This is a genomic window from Aeromicrobium sp. PFPM2_SD2, from assembly GCF_057364525.1.
On the sequence record NZ_JBNFNZ010000467.1, the window covers coordinates 1 to 1,885 of the forward strand.

Sequence of the window (1,885 nt, forward strand, 5' to 3'; positions counted from 1 at the left end):
AGCCGCAGAACGGGGTTGGGCCAGCCGTCAGCGGCGCCGGAGCCGAGCAGGACGACGTCCACGCGCGGCCTACAGCAGGTCCTTGAGCTCCTTGGGCAGCTCGAAGTCCTCCGCGCCGGGCTGGGCGCCGAAGCCGAACGCGGCGGCGCCGTCGGCGGGCTGGGCCGGCTTGCCCTGAGCGGCCGCGGCGCGCTTGGCCGGGTTGCCCGAGACGCGCTTGCCCTTCTTGCCCTTGCTCTGCGGCTTCTGCTTGGCGCCGGCGCGCTTGCCCGGCATCCCGGGCATGCCGGGCATCCCCGGGCCGCCCATGCCGGGCATGCCCGGCATGCCGCCGCCCTTGGCCATCGCCTGCATCATCTTGCGCGCCTCGTAGAAGCGGTCGACGAGCTCGTTGACGTCCTTGACCTGGGTGCCCGAGCCCTTCGAGATGCGCAGGCGGCGCGAGCCGTCGATGAGCTTGGGGTTCTCACGCTCGGCCGGCGTCATCGACTGGATGACCGCCTTGATGCGCACGACCTGGCGCTCGTCGAAGTTGGCCAGCTGCTCCTTGTACTGGCCCATGCCCGGCAGCATGCCGAGCAGCTTCGTCATCGAGCCCATCTTGCTCATCGCTTCCATCTGCTTGAGGAAGCGTCGAGCGTGAACGAGCCCTGGACGATCTTGGCCGCGTCCTTCTCGGCCTGCTCGGCGTCGAAGGCCTTCTCGGCCTGCTCGATGAGCGTCATGACGTCGCCCATGTCGAGGATGCGCGAGGCCATGCGGTCGGGGTGGAAGACGTCGAAGTCGGTGAGCTTCTCGCCCGTGGAGGCGAACATGATCGGCCGGCCGGTGAGCGCGCGGACCGACAGCGCGGCGCCACCGCGGGCGTCGCCGTCGAGCTTGGTCAGGACGACGCCGGTGAAGTCGACGCCCTCGAGGAAGGCCTGGGCGGTGGCGACGGCGTCCTGGCCGATCATCGCGTCGATGACGAACAGGACCTCGTCGGGGTTCACCGCGGCGCGGATGTCGGCGGCCTGCTGCATGAGCTCGGCGTCGATGCCCAGGCGTCCGGCCGTGTCGACGACGACGACGTCGTGCAGCGTGCGGCGGGCCTCGACGATCGAGTCGCGCGCGACCTGCACCGGGTCGCCGACGCCGTTGCCCGGGGCCGGCGCGTAGACGGTGGCACCGGCCTGCTCGCCCACGACCTGCAGCTGCGTGACGGCGTTGGGCCGCTGCAGGTCGGCGGCGACCAGCATCGGCGAGTGGCCGTTGTCCTTGAGCCAGCGGGCCAGCTTGCCGGCGAGCGTCGTCTTTCCGGCGCCCTGGAGGCCGGCGAGCATGATGACGGTCGGCGCGGTCTTGGCGAAGCGGACGCGGCGCGTCTCGCCGCCGAGCGTCGCGACGAGCTCGTCGTTGACGATCTTGATGACCTGCTGGGCCGGGTTGAGCGCCTGGCTCACCTCGGCGCCGCGGGCGCGCTCCTTGACGTGCCCGACGAACTCCTTGACGACCGGCAGCGCGACGTCCGCGTCGAGCAGCGCGACGCGGATCTCGCGGGCGGTGGCGTCGATGTCGGCCTCGGAGAGCCGACCCTTGCCGCGCAGGTTCTTGAACGCGGACTGCAGGCGGTCTTGCAGGGAGTCGAACATGGGCGCGGGACGTCCTTGAGTCGAGAGGTTCGGGAACCTCACCAGCCTAACGGAGGGCCTCCACGAGCCGGTCGCGCAGCGCCCGTGCGGCGTCGTCGTCGAGCGCGTCGCCGTGCCCGTCGACGACGTAGAACACGTCGCGCACCTCGTCGCCGTACGTCGTCAGGTGCGCCGAGCGGATCGAGTGGCCGGCTTGCGCGATCGCCCGGCACGCGGGCCCAGACCAGGGCCGCGACGGTCCGTCGTGCGCAGGC

The 1,885-nt window shown here is 71.5% G+C and carries 1 protein-coding gene and 1 pseudogene; both read right to left on the reverse strand.

The window, feature by feature from the left end:
• Positions 1-69: 69 nt before the first annotated feature.
• Positions 70-1,631 (reverse strand): annotated as a pseudogene (gene ffh / locus AC2W7G_RS15155) (signal recognition particle protein).
• A gap of 46 nt (positions 1,632-1,677) precedes the next feature.
• On the reverse strand, positions 1,678-1,885 hold a 208-nt coding region (locus AC2W7G_RS15160), incomplete at its 5' end, for a hypothetical protein (protein WP_485869170.1).